Origin of the sequence: Burkholderia sp. SIMBA_051 (genome assembly GCF_046534915.1) — a bacterium.
Taxonomy (GTDB): Bacteria; Pseudomonadota; Gammaproteobacteria; order Burkholderiales; family Burkholderiaceae; genus Burkholderia; species Burkholderia ambifaria.
Window position 1 is genome coordinate 1 of record NZ_JAWRXS010000184.1, and the last position, 281, is coordinate 281.

A 281-nucleotide genomic window follows, 5' to 3' on the forward strand; every position below is an offset into this window, starting at 1 on the left:
GCCGTCCGCGCGGCGCAGCCGTTCGAGCCGCGCGACCGTCGCACCGGGCGCGAGGCCGAGATGCGTGATCTCGTCGCGGCTCGCGGCGCTCAGCGTGCGCGACAGCCACACCGAATCGGGCACGAAGCCGCGCTGCTGCATCTTCGCGGTGAAGCCGACGAGACGCGCCAGCGGATCGGCGACACGCGGCGTGCTGCAGCTGCCCGCGCCGCGCGCCCGCTTGATCAGCCCCTGCTCGACCAGCAGCACGAGCGCACGGCGGGCCGTGATCCGCGACACGC

1 protein-coding gene is annotated in these 281 nt (G+C 75.1%); it reads right to left on the reverse strand.

All coding sequences use genetic code 11. From position 1 onward, the window contains the following. Nucleotides 1-281, reverse strand: a 281-nt coding sequence (locus SB771_RS34105; RefSeq protein WP_410721932.1) for a GntR family transcriptional regulator, incomplete at both ends; no start/stop codon positions are given.